We start from the raw sequence: 691 nt of genomic DNA, 5'->3' as shown, positions 1-691 counted from the left end.
CTTTTTGTTAAAACGACGATTAATTTCACCAGTAATTCGACGATAACCATAGATACAGTTATACTTGTTAAACACTGATTTGATAACTTCTTCAAGCCATTCATTTTCTAATTGACGCGCAGTTTTGGGCGCCTTTTGGCGTCTATGCCATTGATAATAACTCTGACGTGAAGTTTTTAAAATTTCACATAGTGTAACAATTGGCATCTGTGTTTCTGTATGATATTCCTGGATTGCTTGATGTTTTATGGTTGCCTTTGCCTCTATGTCCGCCTCCTTTGAATCTCGTTGAATTTTTTTAAGAGGCCAACCTCGGCTTCTAAATATTTAATTCTCGCATCTTTAGCTGCACTTTCCGCCTTAGCCTTTTCGGCCTTGGTTTTGTTTGGCTTATCAGCTGGTTTCTTCCCACGGCGGTCTTCTAAACCTGCAGCTCCTTGAGTTTTATATTTATGAACCCAGGAGTAAATCTGATCGTAAGAAACGTGATATTTAGTACTTGCTTCCTGATAATTTAGTTGATGTTCTAATGTGTATTCAACGATTTCAAGCCGTTCTGTTTGAGATGTCTTTCTACCTTGCTTCATAGCGTTTTTACCTCGACTAGGATTAAATAATTTATCCTTAGTATACAGGTCTATCCACCGCTGTAAAAGCGAATCAGAAGAAATTTGGAATTTGATAATGACCT

1 protein-coding gene and 1 pseudogene are annotated in these 691 nt (G+C 37.5%); both read right to left on the bottom strand.

Annotated elements, in window-relative coordinates; all coding sequences use genetic code 11:
• A pseudogene (locus LFYK43_RS12915) lies at window positions 1-207 on the bottom strand (IS3-like element ISSau2 family transposase); the annotation flags it as partial.
• 56 nt (window positions 208-263) lie between these two features.
• The coding region (locus LFYK43_RS12200) for a helix-turn-helix domain-containing protein (protein WP_229718040.1) at window positions 264-691 on the bottom strand (428 nt) is incomplete at its 5' end.

This window comes from Ligilactobacillus salitolerans, from assembly GCF_003864415.1.
Classification (GTDB): domain Bacteria; phylum Bacillota; class Bacilli; order Lactobacillales; family Lactobacillaceae; genus Ligilactobacillus; species Ligilactobacillus salitolerans.
The sequence above is the reverse complement of the archived record's forward strand: the minus strand, read 5'-3'. Positions and strand labels throughout refer to the sequence as shown.